Below are 16,233 nucleotides of genomic sequence, written 5' to 3' on the forward strand. Positions count from 1 at the left end.
CGATAGCGCTTTGTGGCTATCGATGGTTTAACTATATCATGATGCCGCTTGCAGTGCGAACAATATGTTTTGGCCTTTGAAAAATCTTAGTAAGTCAGGCTGAGCCGGTGGTCGGGCAGGTTCTTATCTTGCAGCATCGCTTGGGCGCGCGGGCGCAATTTAGTGTTGCCCATGACGGCTTTGTAGCCGGCCATTTTACGCAAAGCCGCGGGATCACCGGCATCATTACCGGAGAAAAAGCGCCAGTTCAGCTCTGCCAGGAAGTTGGCGGCGTTGCGCAGGTCGGCACCTTTGAGGCCGGCGTCGCGGGCTTCTTGCCAGACGATCGGCAAGGCCTGGTCATCTTTAAAAAGCCGTTCGAGATATTGTTGATAGTGCCCGAGGTGAGTCCGGCGTTGGGCCGCCGTCAGCACCGGCGTGAGGTCTTGGTCGACCGTATGATAATCAAAACGGCCTTTGGTCAGCTTGACGACACCATAGATGCCTGGCGTTTCCGCAAAACTGGCAGAAACAATCTCTTTGGTCGGGTAGCGGCCATCGGGGTCTGCTGAGATGTCTTGGGCGTGGATGTGTCCCGAGAAAACCACAGGAACGTGGTAGTCTGCCAGAATTTTGCGCAAGGCAGGCGCATTTTCAAGCGTCCAGCCGTCAGCGTGTTGATTATGGTCGTATAGATTGTGGTGCATGAACACCAAGGTTTGCCGGTTGCTGTGTTGCGCCTGGTTGAGCCGTTGGCGGATCCAGCGCAAGGTCGATGTGCGCAGGCGCCCGGCTGTTGCCGGTTGGATTGTCGCGGGTTGCACGGTGTAGATGTTGTCGTCTAACATCAGGAGCTGATAATCCTGATTCAAATTCACCGCATAGCTCAACGAGTCAGCATCTTCTGAAGCCTCGCTGGCATACCCATCATTAAAAATCTGCCGCCAAGCCTCGGGGCTGATCTGGTCGGTCTTGAGTTGTTGTGTTCCTTTGAAGCGTCGTGCCCAGCCGTCGTAGATATCGTGGTTGCCAGGGATCACGAGAAGGCGGATGCCAGCGCGTGGCAGTGGCGCGAGACGCTTGGCGATGCTTTTGGCAGAGGCCAGCTCGCCGTTGAAGGTGACGTCGCCGGTGATGATGACCGCCGCCGGTCGGGCTTTCAACGCGGCGTGAACGAAAGCGGTGAGGGCGGTGGCTTGGTCACTGAGATCTTTGCCCGCAGCGGTGCCTTCGATGTTTTGCCAGGCCTGTTTTTGATCGTGCAGGCTAGGAGCGATGAAGTGGGTGTCGCTGGTGACCCACAGCGTCGGCTGGCGGGCGCTGGTCAGCTGCGGTTCATGGTCAGTGGCTTGCGGATAATAGTGGGTCAACGTACCGGCGAAAAAAGCCATCGCAAGTAAGCTGAAGATGATCGTCAGTGTCCGTTTCACGTGAAACTCCCCCCAGAAATCGATTTCACATTATATTGTAGCGCACTAGCTAATCGGATTGGAGAAGTTTTACAGATATTTGCTGCCTTCACGCACGGCCAGTTTTGACAAGTCTGGACGCGCCGCGATGAATGCGCGGACCCAGTCGGCATCGGTCTTGCTGTGTTGACGCAAGGCCCACCCGATGGCTTTTTGGATGAAGAACTCCGGCGTGGTGATGTCCGCGTCGATGGCAGCCGTCAGTAGCGTGAGATCGGTGTCTGCTTTGGCCGCTAGTTGGAGGGTGATTGCCACCCGCCGCAACCAAAAATCCGCCTGGCCAAAAAATAGCGGCCAGACTTGTGCAAGCTGTTCGGGATGGTAGGTGACGTAATCCCAAAACAACGGCCGCCAGCTGTCGACGGTGTCCCACCAAGGCTTTTGGGTCACATAGCCGGCCAGCACTTGGATGTCAGCGAAGGCAAAGTGACGGACATGGTGCCGCGCAAGGTCGATGGCGGCGTATTGGTATTCGCGTTCCGGACGCGCGTAAAGTGTTGCGACTGTTGCAAGCACCTGCGCCGGCGACCAAGTATTGCTGGCTTGTAGCAGCGGTTTTGTCTGGGCTTTACGTGCCGGTGTTTTGAGCCCGATAAATGGGAATTGATTGCGCATATAAGCCGCCATCGCAGCGGCGTTGTCCTCGTCGCCGTGGAAAGTGAAATCAAGCATTGGCAGTTGCCTCCTTATTGTTTTTATTGTCGCCAATTTATTTGCAAGAGACAACCTAAATCACAATCAAAGTTAATTTATCGCTGTCTGGCAGCGTAAGTCTTCTTTGGGATGTGCTGGGAATAGTGGTATAGGTCGGGTTTGGTATGTTCCGGCCCTTGAGATGGCTGGAACGGTGCGAGGCGCTCGGAAGCTAACTCTCCGCTGCGCTACGAGTGGATCTTCCTCGACGCCTTTGTTGTAAGCGGCAAGCCGCTAACAACAATGCCGCGCCTGAGCCATCTCCTGTCTCCGCACACCCCGTCCTTACATTTGCGTCCTGAACATTCAAAGCGGCGGTTTCCAAGGCTAGAAACATTAGATAGCGACTGACAATTCATTTGTTGCACCATACTCATGGCGTGGGATAACCCGCTTGTCCGTTACACTATACTATCCTGATACGCAGAACCTAGGGTGTGGGCGAAAGTGACGGAAGCAGGTCAATCTGACGTGGTGGCATCATTCTTGACGACTTGTCGCCATAGAATGAGCGCAGATGGAGATCCACTCGAAGCGTAGCGGAGAGTTAGCTCCATCGAGCATCGCCACTACGACGGATTGAAACCTGCTGGAGTCACTTTCGCCCGCACCCGACAGCTTACTGGTCTACCCAACACTAAACGCTGCCGCTGCCGGACAACGTCGGGTGCAAAGCCAGCAAATCGACTGACATGATCAGATAACGATGCAAAAGTTTTGGCTTGCCTTATAATAAAGGAGGAAATTGTTCAAGAAAGAAGCGAGATATTGTGGAAACTACGCAATCATTCAATCGGTCCGCGTTTATTGCGACGCTACTCACGGGCACCTTTTCAATGTCGATTTCGCAATCGGCGCTGAGCACAGCGTATCCGGCCTTCATGCATAGTTTTGGCGTCAGTGCCAGCACCGTGGCTTGGCTGACGACGGGGTTTATGTTGGTGATGAGTCTGATGATCCCGGTCAGTCCGTGGCTGTTAGCTAATGTCGGGTTCAAGCGCTTGTTTCAAAGCGTTGTGCTGACTTTCGCGGTCGGGACCGCTTTGTGCGTCTGGGCGCCAAGCTTTGCGGTGTTACTCGGAGGCAGATTGTTAGAGGCGCTGGCGGTTGGGATCATTTTTCCCAGTTTTCAGACGGTGCTGTTGACCATCACGCCGCAGGATGAACGTGGACAAGTGATGGGGATCGCCGGTTTGGTCATGGGCTCTGCGCTTGCTGTTGGACCGATCATCTCTGGGGTGTTATTAACATGGTTTTCTTGGCAGGCACTTTTTGTTCTCTTCTTCATTGTGGCGGCAGTCGTTTTCGTGATTTCATTTGCCACGATCAAGGATGTGATGCCACACGCACCGAGTCGTCTAGACTGGTTAAGCGTGATTTTGGCGGCCAGTTTTCCGGTGATATTATACACACTGTCTGAGATGACCCATTCTGGGTTGACGACAAGCCTGGGGATACTACTGATTGTGGCGTTGCTCATGGGAGTTTGGTTTGTCCGGCGGCAGTTGACTAGTGCACAGCCGTTGCTTGAATTGCATGTTTTTGCGACTAGTCGCTTCACGCAGTCCGTGCTGTTGACAGGGCTGTCGTATATCGGACTGATCGTCACAACGATCATCATGCCGCTATACTTTCAGACAATCCTGCATGTGTCGCCACTAGTTTCGGGGCTGTCGCTGGTGCCTGCGGCTGTGGGCTTGAGCCTGTTGAACCCACGCACGGGGAAGCTACTCGATCAGTTTGGACCACGTATCGTTGTGTTGATCGGGATGGGACTCATCACGGGCGGCTTCTTATTGATGGGAATCTTCACCGCGTATCTGAACCTACCATTGGCAATCTGTGGCGCAATCATCACCGAAGCCGGGAATTCTTTTGTCATGATGCCTGCCGTCACGACCGGCGCCAACGCGTTACCGAAGGCCTTGATCGCTGACGGGACCGCGGTGACGACGGCAGTACGGCAGTTGTTGGGCTCAGCTGGGGTAGCGGTCGCGACGCTGATCCTTTCGCAAGTACAAGCGGCGTCTGGCAACAACTTGTTTGGCTTCCGCGTGACGTTTTTGGCGTTTGCGCTGGTCGGTTTTTGCGGTGTATTGCTGGGGCTACGGTTGCCTAGACATCAAGCGTAATCAAAAAGCCGCCATGGGCTTGGCGGCATAAAGGGGTGGGCTTCACTTTGGAGAGGTGAGACCAAGAGGCTGAGGGGGCAGTCTCTGGTAATGGTAGAAACAAGGGGTAGCTCATTTCTATATTCCTATACTATCGGAAAGATATGGCGGAAGTATGACGTTAATCTGACGATTTGCGGGCAATCAAGGGAACAATTGCCCCGATTAAATTCGCCTCGTTGTGAAAATGAGCGGCGGTGATTGGAAGTGGTGCGAGTGTTCTTTCCGCTAACGGGGTCACGCGCCGGTATGTCTCCACTGCGGTGTGTAGGCGGCGGATGACTAGCGGTTGAGCAGAGATGCCCCCGCCAATGACAACCTTTTCCAGTCCAAGTAGCGTGTGCATGTTATAAATCATTGCGGCGACGCCTTGAATGAATGCTGTCAAAATATCGGTGACAGCCGCTGGCGCGTCTGGCAATTGTGCGAAGACCTGCTGGCCTTGGTCATCGCCTGTGATGTGCATGACTTCTGCCATTGCAGATATTGTGACGACGGCAGATAGTGGTGCGGCGGTGTTAGCACGGGTTGCTGGGGCGATGCCGTCTAACACCATGAAGCTCGGTTCGCTTGTGCCGAGATACAGGTGGCCATCAAGGAATAACGCGGCGCCAATACCAGTACCTAAGACGACCATTGCGCCGTTAGTGATCCCGCTTAGTTCACCTTGCCAGTGTTCAGCGAGTGCGGCGGCATCCCCGTCGTTTGTGACGGCAATGGGTAGGGCACAATGTTGTTGAAGTGAGGCGACAACAGAGCGATGTTCAAGAAATGGCAGGGTTGCACACGCAGTGACCTTGCCGTTTTTTGCGTCGATGATACCGGGCAAGGCGATGCCAACGCCGGTGACTTGTGGGAAGCTGGCGACCAGTGCCAAGATGGCAGAGAAGAAACTGTCTTCGTCGGTTTTTACAGTTGGCTGGCTACTTTGGTGGCTGAGATGTCCAAGCTGATCAACGAGACCATATTTGGTAGTGGTACCACCAATATCAATTGCAAGATACGCCACAGGGGTTCCTCCTTATTCGATAGGGGCCTTGATACGCTTTTCGTAGGCATCCAGCCATGCTTGGGTGATCGGGGTGACGATGGTGGTGGCATCAGGGCCGGGATTAGCCATGAGAATCCGCGGGGCGTATGTGTTGGTGGCGACGCTAAAAGTAAACTCGACGTTCGTTGCCACGCCAAAGTTGCCGTGATTGTCCATGGCAATCAATGAAAACTCGCCAGCCTTACCATAGCGTTGTTTCAGTTTAGCGATGAAGGGATAGACCGCTTGGTCACATGCGGCTTGCGGTGTCATCCCAGTCCCCATCAAACGCACGATTTCGTAAGATAAGCAGCCTTTCATGATGTCTTCACCGAGGCCAGTGGCCGCGGCACCACCGATAGTGCTGTCGACATAGTATCCCGAACCCGAAAGCGGTGAGTCACCAACGCGACCAGCCTGCTTCATGAATAAGCCGGAGGTCGAAGTTGCCGCTGCCATGGAGCCGCTGGTCGCTAAGGTAATGGCGCCAACGGTATCGTGGCCGTCGTAAGGCTTAACGCCGTCTGCCGCGATTTCGGCGCGACGCTTTTCCCAGCGCTTTTTAGCGCGATCCGTCAGCATGTTGCGCATTTCAAAACCGTTTTTTTGGGCAAATTTGGTTGCGCCTTCGCCAACCAAGAAACTATTGTAGTGATTATGGCTGAGGGCGCGTGCCACTGATACGGCATGATAGGTATTATGGATGCCAGCGACCGCACCTTGCGCGAAGGTATCACCATCCATGTAAGCGGCGTCCATTTCGACGATACCTTCTTCATTGGGTAATCCCCCAAAACCAACAGATTTGTAGTAAGGATAAGCTTCTACGGTGTTGATCAAAGCCTCGACAGCATCACCGGCTGTACCGCCAGCTGCGAGTTGGGCGCTCGCTTTTTTGACGCCATCATGAGCCATCCGCCAAGTCGCAATCGTTCCCCAAATTGATTCTGTCATCAGTCGTCTCTCCTTTGTGTGCTAAGTGCCATCATAGCGCTCATGTCGATCAGCATGTTCAACTTCAAGTCACGCGCCGCCATCCATTCATTTTCCTTGTGTGCGATGCCCTTTTGCCCCGGAAAAGATGGCCCAAAAGCGACGATGTTGGGCATCACGCGCGAATAGGTGGCACCGGTGGTCGTGACAGGGGTGCCGTCTAAGCCCGTAAGTTGTGCATAGATCGTCGAGAGTTGCGTGATGGCGGGGTCGTTTTTGTCGTGAATAACACTAGGAATCCTGCGGGTGATTGTGATCGTGCTATCAATTGGGACGGCAAGCGTCAATGCTTGTGTGATCGCCTTTTCACTGATACTGACGGGATACCGCATTGCCAGTTCAAGGGTGGTGCCATCGTTTGCTGTTGCGAGGCGATAAGGGGTGACGATCAGTTTGCCACTGTCTTCGTCAGCAAAGGCCATACCAAGACCATCACCGTAGTGTTTGTCAGCCAACGCTTGGACGAGCCAGGCAAAATAATCGCGTAAAGGGGAGGCGAGTTCTGGCAAAACAACCAGCTGTTTTGCCAGTTCGGTCAAGGCATTAACCCCTTTTTCCGGGGCATTGGTGGGGACTCTGACGCCGGTAGCTTCAATCGGTCGCCCGTTAATGGTGGTCGTGAGGTGATCTGGCACGTGGTCGCGAGCTTGATCGCCGTGGATCTCACCGATCGTTGCCATGGCAGCCGGGGCGATCGGGGTGTGCACCGTATAATTAACGATGCCGCGTTCGCCGTAAACTACCGGGAATTTGCAATCCGGTGTAAAGCCAAACTGCGGTGCAGGTTCGGATCGCAGATACGCAAGCACATCTGCAGAGCCGCTTTCCTCATCGGAACCGAAAATCAAGCGGATAGTTTTTTGTGGTTTGAAGCCAGCATCTTTGAGGAGTTTCATACCGAACAAACACGCCATACTTGGCCCTTTATTATCGAGGATGCCGCGTCCGAACAGACGCCCGTCGTGTTCGCTCAAGTCAAAAGGGGGATCGTTCCAGTGGCTGTCACCGGCTGCGACGACGTCGAGGTGGCCGACGATGCCGATGAAATCCTGATCATCGTTTCCCCACTGCACGACGGTCATCGCGTCGTTGACGATCTTAGTCTGGAAGCCGTATGCGTCGCCTAGCTTAGCGGCAAGCGTTAGGGCATCTTTAGGCGCCTGTCCAAACGGGGCATGAGGCGCCGGCAACCCGCGGACACTGGGGATTTGAATCATCTGGCGCAGCGCCTGCAAGAATTCATCGCGATGTTGGTCGTACATGGTTGATAGGCTAGCCGTTGAAAACATGGCATACTCCTTTGCTTAATTAGCGATCCCTGTTATTACATTTTGTGGTGTCACACCGGCAATGTTAGGGCTTATAACGGGTGAGTGTGGATTTGAACGAATATTTATCTGCGCGGTAGTACGAGGTATCGTAAAAAATTGGCTTAGCGTCAGCGGTATAGGTGGTTGCGTGCACACGCAATAGCGGATCGCCGGCATGGCCTTCCAGTAATTGCGCCAACTCATTGTCCATCAAGACGGCTTCGATCTCCTGATGAGAGTATGCGATCGGGATGCGTTTTTCGATCTCTTCAAACAGCGATCCGGCAAAGTCATCTTTGGTTAAGCCGTCAACGTACTCGTGACAGATCATGACATGTTCGACGGTCATTGGCTCGTCATCCCAGAACCGGCGGCGGACCAACTCATCAACTTCTTGATTGACCCGACTTGATAGTGCGAGTGCTTGCGCAATGTCGTCTGATACTGTGTGCAGTGGTCGAAAGCTCAGTACTTCGGTATGACTGACCTGGCCGTACGCTTTGGCAGCTTCTGTAAAGCCTTGCAACCCTAAGCGGCCACTTTCGATTTTTGATGATTGGGCGATCACATAGGTCCCTTTGCCTGGTGACTTCACCAGGACTTGTTCGCGAATAAGGCGCTCAATTGCCTTACGAACGGTTAAGCGGCTGACATCGAATTCTTTTGCCAAGTCATACTCCGACGGGAGCCGCTGACTTGGAATATAGGTACCATCTTGTACGCGTTTAAAAAGTGTTGCGGCAACGTCTTCAAATTTTGCCATAAATCAATTGTCCTTCTTCCGTTTAGCATAGAGACGATCAAAAAAGTCGATAATACGTTGACCGACTTCAGCATACGCTGGCGTTGGTAAGTTGGCGAGAGAAATACGAATTGACCAAGTATCACTACCAAACGGGCTGGTTTTTAACACCATCAAGTGTTCTTGCTTAAACAATGCTACCAAAAGGCGCGTGATCGTCCAGTGACGGCTCAGGTATTGTGCAAAGTCAAGATCGTAATGTGACTGCGCCCACTGGTATAGGTCGATATCACAATAATAGGCAGTGTCGCGTGCCGGTGCAGGGCGCGTTAAGCCCATTACTGCAAAAAGCGCTTTTTCGCGGTGGCGGCAGGTGGCGACGATCTCTTCTTTATAGGCTTGACCTTCATCCATGAGGCCATAGAGACTGAACAAGGCGATCATAACTTGTTGGACGGTAGAAAGCCCAGCAGCATGGTTGAGGGCGATGTCACGAGAGTCGGCGACAAGGCGATCGATAAAGCTGATGGTTTCAGGATCCGTGGACAATGAACTGTAACGGGCGTCCACACGTTGCTTAGCAGCTGGGGGGAGCTTGCTGATCAGCTCATCGAAGATATTGTCCTTGGCGATGGCGATCGTCCCAACGCGCCAGCCGGTGGCCCCAAAATATTTTGAAAAAGAATACAGACATGCCGTGTTTTTGGGAAGGGCGGCAAATAAGGAAACGAAATGAGGAACGAAGGTGCCGTAAACGTCGTCTGTCAAGATCATCAAATCGGGACGATCAGTTGCCACGATGTTTTCTATTTGAGAGATATTTTCTTGGCCCATGGCGTTGGCGGTTGGATTGCTGGGGTTAACAATGAACGCGGCACGAATCGCAGGGTCACGTAGTTGCTCGATTTCTTGCGGTGGATAAACGTAGCTGGTACGGTTTCCTGCGGTGACGCGCCGGGCTTTGATCGTGACAACGTCAAACTGGTAATGCGGAAGTTTGGGAATCTCGACATAAGGGGCAAACGTTGGCAGAAACAACGCGATTTTAGCACCGCGAGGGAGCAAATCGGTATGCATGAGCGTGTCGAACAGGTAACAGATACCCGCGGTACCGCCTTCTACGGGGAACAAATCTAGCGGCACCTGACGATCATCGAACAGTTCTCGTGTGAAGTAGGTATACAGTGGTTGCTCACAAACATCTAAGCAACGCACAGGCGCAGGGTAGTTGTCACCAATGATGGCGTCGCAAGCATGATCAAGCCATTGTGCAGCTGGCATCCCCAGCATCGCGGGACCGGCAGAGACGACCCACTGCATGAAGTCGGCACCGGCACCACGATGGGCGGCCAAAAATTGTAAGAAGCGTTCGAGACGATCAGAAGTTTCGTGGATCTGCGTCCCAACTAGTGCTGATTCACGCTGTTGGGTTTCTTGGACGGCAAACTCACCGAGCAAAAAAAATGCGGCACGTGGCACGGGTGCGGTCCAGTTCGGATTTCCTCGTCCAGCGTTCAACAGTGGTTTAGTTGAATCAGGGGTGGTTTGTTGTTCTAGGTATAGACTCAGTTCAAATGGGCTGAGGGCTTCAATCTGCTTGTTCGTCATCGGCTAACTCCTTATCCCTAATTAAAGCCGTACAGTAGCTTACGTGGTATATACTATTCGGTATCTATGACTTTGGCAAGCGCTTTATTTTTAAAAATTTTTTTGGTTAACATCAAATGCTGAAGTAATGCGTGGTTAACCGATTAAATATAATTATTTAGATGAATGCCCTTACAACTTTCGGTTGTGTTTTGAATTCTGAGTGTTTATGATGGGATTGTGCCAGGCGGTATTGACTTTATAGTATATACCATCGCTTGACGGCAATACCGTCTGGGCTGTTGTCATTACATTCAAATTCGTAAAGGAAGTGTCAACATGAACTCATCTTCAGAGGTTACCGAAGATAAGCGGTCGCCATTGTTAGCGTTAGGGATCTTGTCGATTTCGTTTCTAATGTCTGTCAGCAACGCGGTGTCGGGAACGATCCCGTTAATGGAGAAATACTTCTCCAATGTCTCTCAGGCCAATGTCGAACTGTTGGTTGTTATTCCGACTGGCGGCGTGCTTCTCGGTACTGTGATCAGTGGGTTAGTTTCTAATGCGTTAGGGAAAAAATATACAGTTATCACCGGATTAGCGATGTCGATGGTATTCGGGGTCATCCCTGCCTTCTTCTTCAGCTATCCTGCCATCTTGATTTCGCGGGCGATGTTTGGGGTCGGGATGGGGATTTTCACGCCTCTCAGCGTGTCTTATATCACTGATCTTTTCCCGGAAGAGGCGCGCAATCGCCTATTAGGTTGGCGTAATTCGGTCGGTGCGATCGGGGATTCGATCATGCTGTTTATTGCCGGTTTTTTGATCAATATCAGCTGGCACACGACCTACTTGGTTTTTCTGTTTCTAATTGTTCCAATCATTTTGGTTATCTTCTTAGTGCCAAAACGTTACGATAACGTGATTGCCAAAGATGGTAAGGAGGTCGAAGAAACTGCAGACGCAAAGGTTCGGCCAACGACTAACGGTGGGGTGATTCAACTCGCGATTGTCTTCTTATTCGTCTGCCTGTTTTACTCTGCGATCTCTTTGAAGCTTGCGAGTTATATGGTCAATGAACATATTGGCAGCGCCGCAGCGGCAACGCAGATCTTTGGCTTCTTGGTTTTATGCTCGATCATCTCTGGGATCGCCTTCGAGAAAATTGCAAAATGGTGTGGTAAGTATACCGTTGCAATTTTTGATATTATCACCGCTGGCGCGATGGTTGCCATGGCTTTCATGCACTCGATTCCGGGTTTGCTGGTCTTGGTCTTGATTGCAGGTTTTTGCAACGGCATCATCAATCCTGGCTTAACTGCGCGGATGGTCCATTATTCACCGGAAGGCTCCATGAATTTAACGACGTCGATCATCATCATTGGGATCAACATCGGCTTTTTGATCGCACCCTATTTCTTCCAGTACTTCGGGCAGCTCGTCGGGAATGCCAAGCCTGGGAACATGATCTTATGGTCAGGGGTTTTCTATGTTGCCTTAGCGCTGTACGACGTCTTCGCAGTGAAAAAAGATAAATTAACGATTTAGCTTAAGGAGGAGAACAATGACGACTAATGTAGAATGGTTTAAGCAGGCTAAATATGGCATGATGATTCATTGGGGCTTATACTCATTGCTTGCAGGGGAATATCGTGGTGAGTCTTCCAGTGCGTACGCTGAATGGATTCAGTCCAAGTTTCAGATTCCCAATGCGGAGTATGGTGAACTGGCCAAGGCGTTCAACCCAATATACTTTGACGCTAACGCGATCGTTGCCCTAGCCAAAAAGTGTGGCATGACGTATTTAGTCGTAACCACCAAGCACCATGAAGGCTTTGCGATGTATCACTCCCAGGTCGATTCATATAACGTTTATGATGCCACGCCGTTTCATCGCGATGTGATTGGCGAGTTGGCGGCGGCCTGCCACCAAGAAGGCTTGAAGTTTGGCGTTTACTATTCGCAAGATCTTGATTGGCACGATGTTAACGGTGGCGGCTACAAGTCTAACGACATTGAAACCGCCGGCACGACTTGGGACAATAGTTGGGATTTTCCGGACGAAGCGGCCAAGAATTATGATCTATGCTTTGAAAACAAGATTTTGCCCCAGATCCGCGAAATCATGTCAAATTATGGGGAAATCGCGACGGCTTGGTTCGATGTTCCGATGACGTTGTCAGAAGCGCAAAGTCAGAAGATTTACGATACCGTGCGGGAGTTGCAACCCAATTGTTTGATCAATTCGCGGTTGGGTAATGGGAAGTATGATTTTGTTTCTCTCGGCGACAACGAGATTCCCAAGCACAAAGAGGACATGCAAAAAACTGATGTCGACTATAACGACATCATGGGGTTCAAACCGTCGCCACTTGGTTTGTACGAAACGGCGGGGACAATCAACGATTCATGGGGATTTTCTTATCATGATCAGAATTGGAAGACGCCAAGAACAATTTACCGGTATAAACAACATCTCAATGATTTTGGGATCAATTACTTGTTGAATGTCGGGCTTGATGGTCTTGGGCGCGTTCCGATGATGGCCCAAGAAAATCTACTTGCCGCTAAGGCTTTGGAAGACCAAGCGACCAATAACGCCTGATCAGTAGATTGGGCAATCATCAATAAGGCTGGGAGCAGTGATATTCGATTTCGGATATCGTTGCCCCTAGCCTTATTTATTTATCGCTATCAACTCTTGTTGAACGCTTGCGGCATACGTTGGCCCGAACTTATCGAGGTGAACCATCAGGTAATACAGGCGGTAGAAGTGCAGACGGTAAGCGTAGCCCTCGTCAAGCGGCAGCTGGCTTTGATAGCCGCGGTAAAAATCCTCGTCGAAGCCACCAAAAACGGTAGTGATGCCAATATCAAATTCACGATCCCCATACCACGCTGCCGGATCGATCAACGCCGGGCGGCCATCCGCCAGAAACAGATAGTTGCCTGACCACAAATCGCCGTGCAACAGCACCGGCTGGCTGGCGTGAGCGTCAAGGCTGGTCGCAATATGCTCACGAGCTTCCAAAAAGGCCGCGCGTTGGCGTGGTCGCCACAGATGCTTGGCGGCCAAGGCGGCGTCGAGGACGTCTAGGCGCTGGTGGATGAATAATTCTGCCCAAGAGTCTGACCAGGGGTTGGCGAAGCTCACGCTGGTGCCAGCATAAGGCTGGCTGAAGCCAAACTGACCGGTGGGACTTGCAAAGCGATGCAACTTGGCGACGAGGTAGCCGAGATCAAGTTGCGCGCCGCGACCGGCACGCAGATAATCCAATAGCAAATAAGCATCGCCGTAGATCTGACCATGAGCGATCACACGCGGTGCCGTCACCGCCGCTTGGGCGAAGGCCTGCAAACCGGCGACTTCACCGGCGTAAAAACTCGCCGGCTGTTGTGGCTGAACGAGCAAGAAATAATCCTTTTCGCCTGCAATAAGATGATACGCGGCGTTCACGTCGCCGCCACCGACAGGTTCGATGGTGGTGATCGGCGGTAGTGGTAGCTTGGCTAACCAGTGTGCGTCCACAATGACGCCTCCTCTTGAAAAAATCCGGTATTGGAACGTCTGTTCGCGTATAATCAAACCATGGAGGTGGTTATGATGCGACAACAGACGACATATAATTCCCCGCTGGGCACGCTGACGCTTATGGGTTCAGACCAGGCGCTTTGGGGCGTGTGGTTTGAAAATCAGGCCTACTATGGCGGAGAATTCGATCTGACAACGATTCCGACTGGCGATAACGCCAGCCTGCAGGCGACCAAGCAGTGGTTGGATGCTTATTTTGCTGGCGTGACGACGACCAGACCGCCGTTACATTTTTCCGGGACACCATATCGCCAGGCCGTGCAACAGGCGCTGTGTGCGGTGCCCAAAGGAACGACGGTGACTTATGCGCAACTGGCAGAGATCGTTGCCAAGCGTCTGGGTCATAACACTTCGCCGCGGGCGATCGGTGGGGCGGTCGGCCACAATCCCTTGAGTATCGTGGTGCCGTGTCACCGCGTGGTGGGGACAGATGGTAGCCTGACCGGCTATGCCGGCGGTTTGGCACGCAAGGTGGCGTTACTGCGCCTGGAAAAAGTCGCGCTTAAGGGAAGCTGACCTGTCGTCCATCTTGGGTCATGTGCCGAGTGTTTTGATCTAAGTCGAAGACGAAATAGTTGGTGTCGCCGCGATACTGGGCGACGGAATATTCCATTAGGGTGCCATCGGTGGTGCGCCCGTACGTGTGAAAATAAAAAAGCGGGTCGTCTGTGGCGATATTCAGTAACGAGCTGGTCGTTTCGTCTGCCGCTTGCACCTCGAGTTTACGGCGAACATGGACGATCTGCAAACCTCGAGCCTCAAGTTCAGCGTAAAGTGACTGGGTGGTGAAATCGACGGTATCGATATCGGGAAGCAATGCCAGCGGCAAATACGACCTCACCAACACGATCGGGACGTCGTTGGCAAAACGCAGGCGCATCAGTGCAAAGACGCGCTCGCCGGGTTGCAGGCGAAGGGCGGCCTGAACTTCCGCAGAAGCGACTTCAGGGCGATGCAGCAACACCTGCGTTTTTGTCGTTAAGCCTTTGGTGGCCATTTCTTGGTCATAGCTTTGCAAAACATGGGTGAATTCTTGGGCGATCTTGGTTTGGCGGACGATGGTGCCGCGCCTGCGCCTTTTTTCCAGATAGCCTTGATCGACCAGCTGCTGGATCGCTTGACGCACGGTCGGACGGCTGACACCAAACTCGGCGATCAGCGCCTTTTCTTTGGGGATGAGGCTACCTTCTGGGTAGGTTCCGTCTTGAATCCTGTCGAGCAATGTTTGTTTGATGAGTTGATATTTTGCGGTGGCCAATCATGCGACTCCTTTTATGCTTTGTTGGTGCGAGTGACTTCAATGTGGTCGACGTGATCGCTCGCCATCCGCTGCTTGAGTGCTTCGATGATCTTGATGCCGGAACTGGTGCCAATGCGGTCGGCACCGGCGGTAATCATGCCCAAAAAGGCATCGCTGTTGCGGATACCCCCGGCGGCTTTGACACGGACGTCGTCGCCAACGATCTGTTTCATCAACCGCACGTCTTCAGCGGTGGCGCCGCCGGTACCGAATCCGGTCGAAGTCTTGATGAAGTCTGGCCGAACCCGCTTGGCAATCATAGCGACACGACGGATCTCGGCTTGGGTGAGGTAGCAGTTTTCAAAAATCACCTTGCAGGGCACGTGATGGGCGTGGCAAAGGGCGACCATTTGCATCATTTCAGATTCAATGTAGGCGCCGTCGCCATTCTTGAGGGCCGCGATGTTGATGACATAATCGATTTCGTTGGCGCCGTTTGCGATGGCGTCTTTAGTTTCAAAAAGCTTAGCTGCGATTGTCGTTTGCCCGAGCGGAAAGGCAATCGCGGCGCCTGTGTCGATGTCGGTACCAGCCAGCTGGTCAGCGCAGTAGCGGGATTGCACTTGGTTGATGGCGACCATTTTAAAATGGTACTGCTTGGCTTCATCACACAATTTGTGCATGTCTGCTTCTGTGGCATCAGCGTGCAAGTTCGTGTGATCGATCATACGTGCAAAATCATCAAGTGAATATGCTGTCATCGGAACGCCTCCAAAATTTAAATAGGTCATTACCTAATAAACCATATCTTGCCATCCATACAATGTCAATCGTATCACAAGAGTTAATGTTTATCGCTGTCTGGCAACGTAAGTCTTTGGTGTTGGGTAAACCAGTAAGCTGTCGGGTGTGGGCGAAAGCGACTCCAGCAGGCTTCAATCTGTCGTGGAGAGGGTTCGGCTTCGCCAACTTCGTCTGCGACGAAGTGGATCTCCACCTGCGCTTGGCTGTTGGCGACGAGTCGCCAACAGCCATCTCACCACGTCAGATTGACCTGCTTCCGTCGCTTTCACCCACACCCTAGATTCTGCGTATCAGGATAATTTGATGTCGTGGACAAACGGGTCGACTCGTCGACTACAACTAATCCGTTCTTAGTTAGATGTACTGTCAGCCGCTAGTCCATTTCTACTGTCTTGGAAATTGCCACTTTCGGTGACGCAGGACGCTAACGTCAGGGTTTGGTGTGTGGAGGCCCGAGATGGCTCAGGCGCGGCATTGTTGTTAGCGGCTTTCCGCTTACAACAAAGGCGTCGAGGAAGATCCACTCAGGCTTTGCCTGAGTTAGCTTCCGAGCGCCTCGCACCGTTCCAGCCATCTCAAGGGCCGGAACACACCAAACCCGACCTATACCACTATCCCCAACA

General features: G+C 52.3%; 14 protein-coding genes. 4 read left to right on the forward strand and 10 right to left on the reverse strand.

Features of this window, described 5'->3' with window-relative positions:
- Positions 1-86 precede the first annotated feature (86 nt).
- The gene (locus tag ACYVRB_RS07735; RefSeq protein ID WP_461214580.1) at positions 87-1,409 is read right to left on the reverse strand and encodes a metallophosphoesterase; all 1,323 of its coding nucleotides are present in this window, start codon (positions 1,407-1,409) and stop codon (positions 87-89) included.
- Between the two features lie 69 nt (positions 1,410-1,478).
- A complete protein-coding gene (locus tag ACYVRB_RS07740; protein ID WP_461214615.1) occupies positions 1,479-2,126 on the reverse strand; it encodes a DNA alkylation repair protein in 648 nt (215 codons plus the stop codon).
- Positions 2,127-2,911: 785 nt separating this feature from the next.
- Between ACYVRB_RS07740 and ACYVRB_RS07745 the strand changes: the two genes are divergently transcribed.
- Positions 2,912-4,273: a DHA2 family efflux MFS transporter permease subunit gene (locus ACYVRB_RS07745; RefSeq protein ID WP_461214581.1), complete on the forward strand. Its 1,362-nt coding sequence runs from the start codon at positions 2,912-2,914 to the stop codon at positions 4,271-4,273.
- 160 nt (positions 4,274-4,433) lie between these two features.
- On the opposite strand, the gene ACYVRB_RS07750 is transcribed toward ACYVRB_RS07745, so the two are convergent.
- From ACYVRB_RS07750 to aspD, 5 genes are all read right to left on the reverse strand, one after another.
- Positions 4,434-5,321, reverse strand: coding sequence for an ROK family protein (locus ACYVRB_RS07750; RefSeq protein ID WP_461214582.1), 888 nt, complete (start codon positions 5,319-5,321; stop codon positions 4,434-4,436).
- A gap of 12 nt (positions 5,322-5,333) precedes the next feature.
- Positions 5,334-6,296, reverse strand: coding sequence for a N(4)-(beta-N-acetylglucosaminyl)-L-asparaginase (locus ACYVRB_RS07755; protein ID WP_461214583.1), 963 nt, complete (start codon positions 6,294-6,296; stop codon positions 5,334-5,336).
- Positions 6,296-7,624, reverse strand: coding sequence for a Sapep family Mn(2+)-dependent dipeptidase (locus tag ACYVRB_RS07760; RefSeq protein ID WP_461214584.1), 1,329 nt, complete (start codon positions 7,622-7,624; stop codon positions 6,296-6,298). Before ACYVRB_RS07760 ends, ACYVRB_RS07755 begins: the two co-directional genes overlap by 1 nt.
- 64 nt (positions 7,625-7,688) lie before the next feature.
- A complete protein-coding gene (locus ACYVRB_RS07765; RefSeq protein WP_461214585.1) occupies positions 7,689-8,408 on the reverse strand; it encodes a GntR family transcriptional regulator, LSA1692 subfamily in 720 nt (239 codons plus the stop codon).
- A 3-nt stretch (positions 8,409-8,411) separates the two neighbouring features.
- The gene (gene aspD / locus ACYVRB_RS07770) at positions 8,412-9,995 is read right to left on the reverse strand and encodes an aspartate 4-decarboxylase (RefSeq protein WP_461214586.1); all 1,584 of its coding nucleotides are present in this window, start codon (positions 9,993-9,995) and stop codon (positions 8,412-8,414) included.
- 318 nt (positions 9,996-10,313) lie between these two features.
- Between aspD and ACYVRB_RS07775 the strand changes: the two genes are divergently transcribed.
- Positions 10,314-11,522: an MFS transporter gene (locus ACYVRB_RS07775; protein ID WP_461214587.1), complete on the forward strand. Its 1,209-nt coding sequence runs from the start codon at positions 10,314-10,316 to the stop codon at positions 11,520-11,522.
- A gap of 16 nt (positions 11,523-11,538) precedes the next feature.
- A complete protein-coding gene (locus ACYVRB_RS07780; protein WP_461214588.1) occupies positions 11,539-12,579 on the forward strand; it encodes an alpha-L-fucosidase in 1,041 nt (346 codons plus the stop codon).
- A gap of 72 nt (positions 12,580-12,651) precedes the next feature.
- Here the strand turns inward: ACYVRB_RS07780 and ACYVRB_RS07785 are convergent, their stop codons facing one another.
- On the reverse strand, positions 12,652-13,503 hold the full coding sequence (locus ACYVRB_RS07785) for a fructosamine kinase family protein (RefSeq protein WP_461214589.1): 852 nt from the start codon (positions 13,501-13,503) through the stop codon (positions 12,652-12,654).
- 72 nt (positions 13,504-13,575) lie between these two features.
- On the opposite strand from ACYVRB_RS07785, the gene ACYVRB_RS07790 reads away from it, so the two are divergent.
- Positions 13,576-14,082 (forward strand): methylated-DNA--[protein]-cysteine S-methyltransferase, encoded by a 507-nt coding sequence (locus ACYVRB_RS07790; RefSeq protein ID WP_461214590.1) that lies wholly within the window; start codon positions 13,576-13,578, stop codon positions 14,080-14,082.
- Here ACYVRB_RS07790 and ACYVRB_RS07795 read toward each other — a convergent pair.
- Positions 14,069-14,824 (reverse strand): GntR family transcriptional regulator, encoded by a 756-nt coding sequence (locus tag ACYVRB_RS07795; protein ID WP_461214591.1) that lies wholly within the window; start codon positions 14,822-14,824, stop codon positions 14,069-14,071. The genes ACYVRB_RS07790 and ACYVRB_RS07795 overlap by 14 nt on opposite strands.
- Before the next feature lie 14 nt (positions 14,825-14,838).
- On the reverse strand, positions 14,839-15,567 hold the full coding sequence (gene deoC, locus ACYVRB_RS07800; protein WP_461214592.1) for a deoxyribose-phosphate aldolase: 729 nt from the start codon (positions 15,565-15,567) through the stop codon (positions 14,839-14,841).
- Between the last annotated feature and the right edge of the window lie 666 nt (positions 15,568-16,233).

The sequence above is a fragment of the Lacticaseibacillus boliensis genome (assembly GCF_054784775.1).

Bases quoted from the DNA above. Each gene is read 5' to 3' on its own strand.
- ACYVRB_RS07760 (WP_461214584.1), bottom strand. From the start codon at position 7,624: ATGTTTTCAACGGCTAGCCTATCAACCATGTACGACCAACATCGCGAT.
- ACYVRB_RS07755 (WP_461214583.1), bottom strand. From the start codon at position 6,296: ATGACAGAATCAATTTGGGGAACGATTGCGACTTGGCGGATGGCTCAT.
- deoC (WP_461214592.1), bottom strand. From the start codon at position 15,567: ATGACAGCATATTCACTTGATGATTTTGCACGTATGATCGATCACACG.
- ACYVRB_RS07765 (WP_461214585.1), bottom strand. From the start codon at position 8,408: ATGGCAAAATTTGAAGACGTTGCCGCAACACTTTTTAAACGCGTACAA.
- ACYVRB_RS07775 (WP_461214587.1), top strand. From the start codon at position 10,314: ATGAACTCATCTTCAGAGGTTACCGAAGATAAGCGGTCGCCATTGTTA.
- ACYVRB_RS07790 (WP_461214590.1), top strand. From the start codon at position 13,576: ATGATGCGACAACAGACGACATATAATTCCCCGCTGGGCACGCTGACG.
- ACYVRB_RS07780 (WP_461214588.1), top strand. From the start codon at position 11,539: ATGACGACTAATGTAGAATGGTTTAAGCAGGCTAAATATGGCATGATG.
- aspD (WP_461214586.1), bottom strand. From the start codon at position 9,995: ATGACGAACAAGCAGATTGAAGCCCTCAGCCCATTTGAACTGAGTCTA.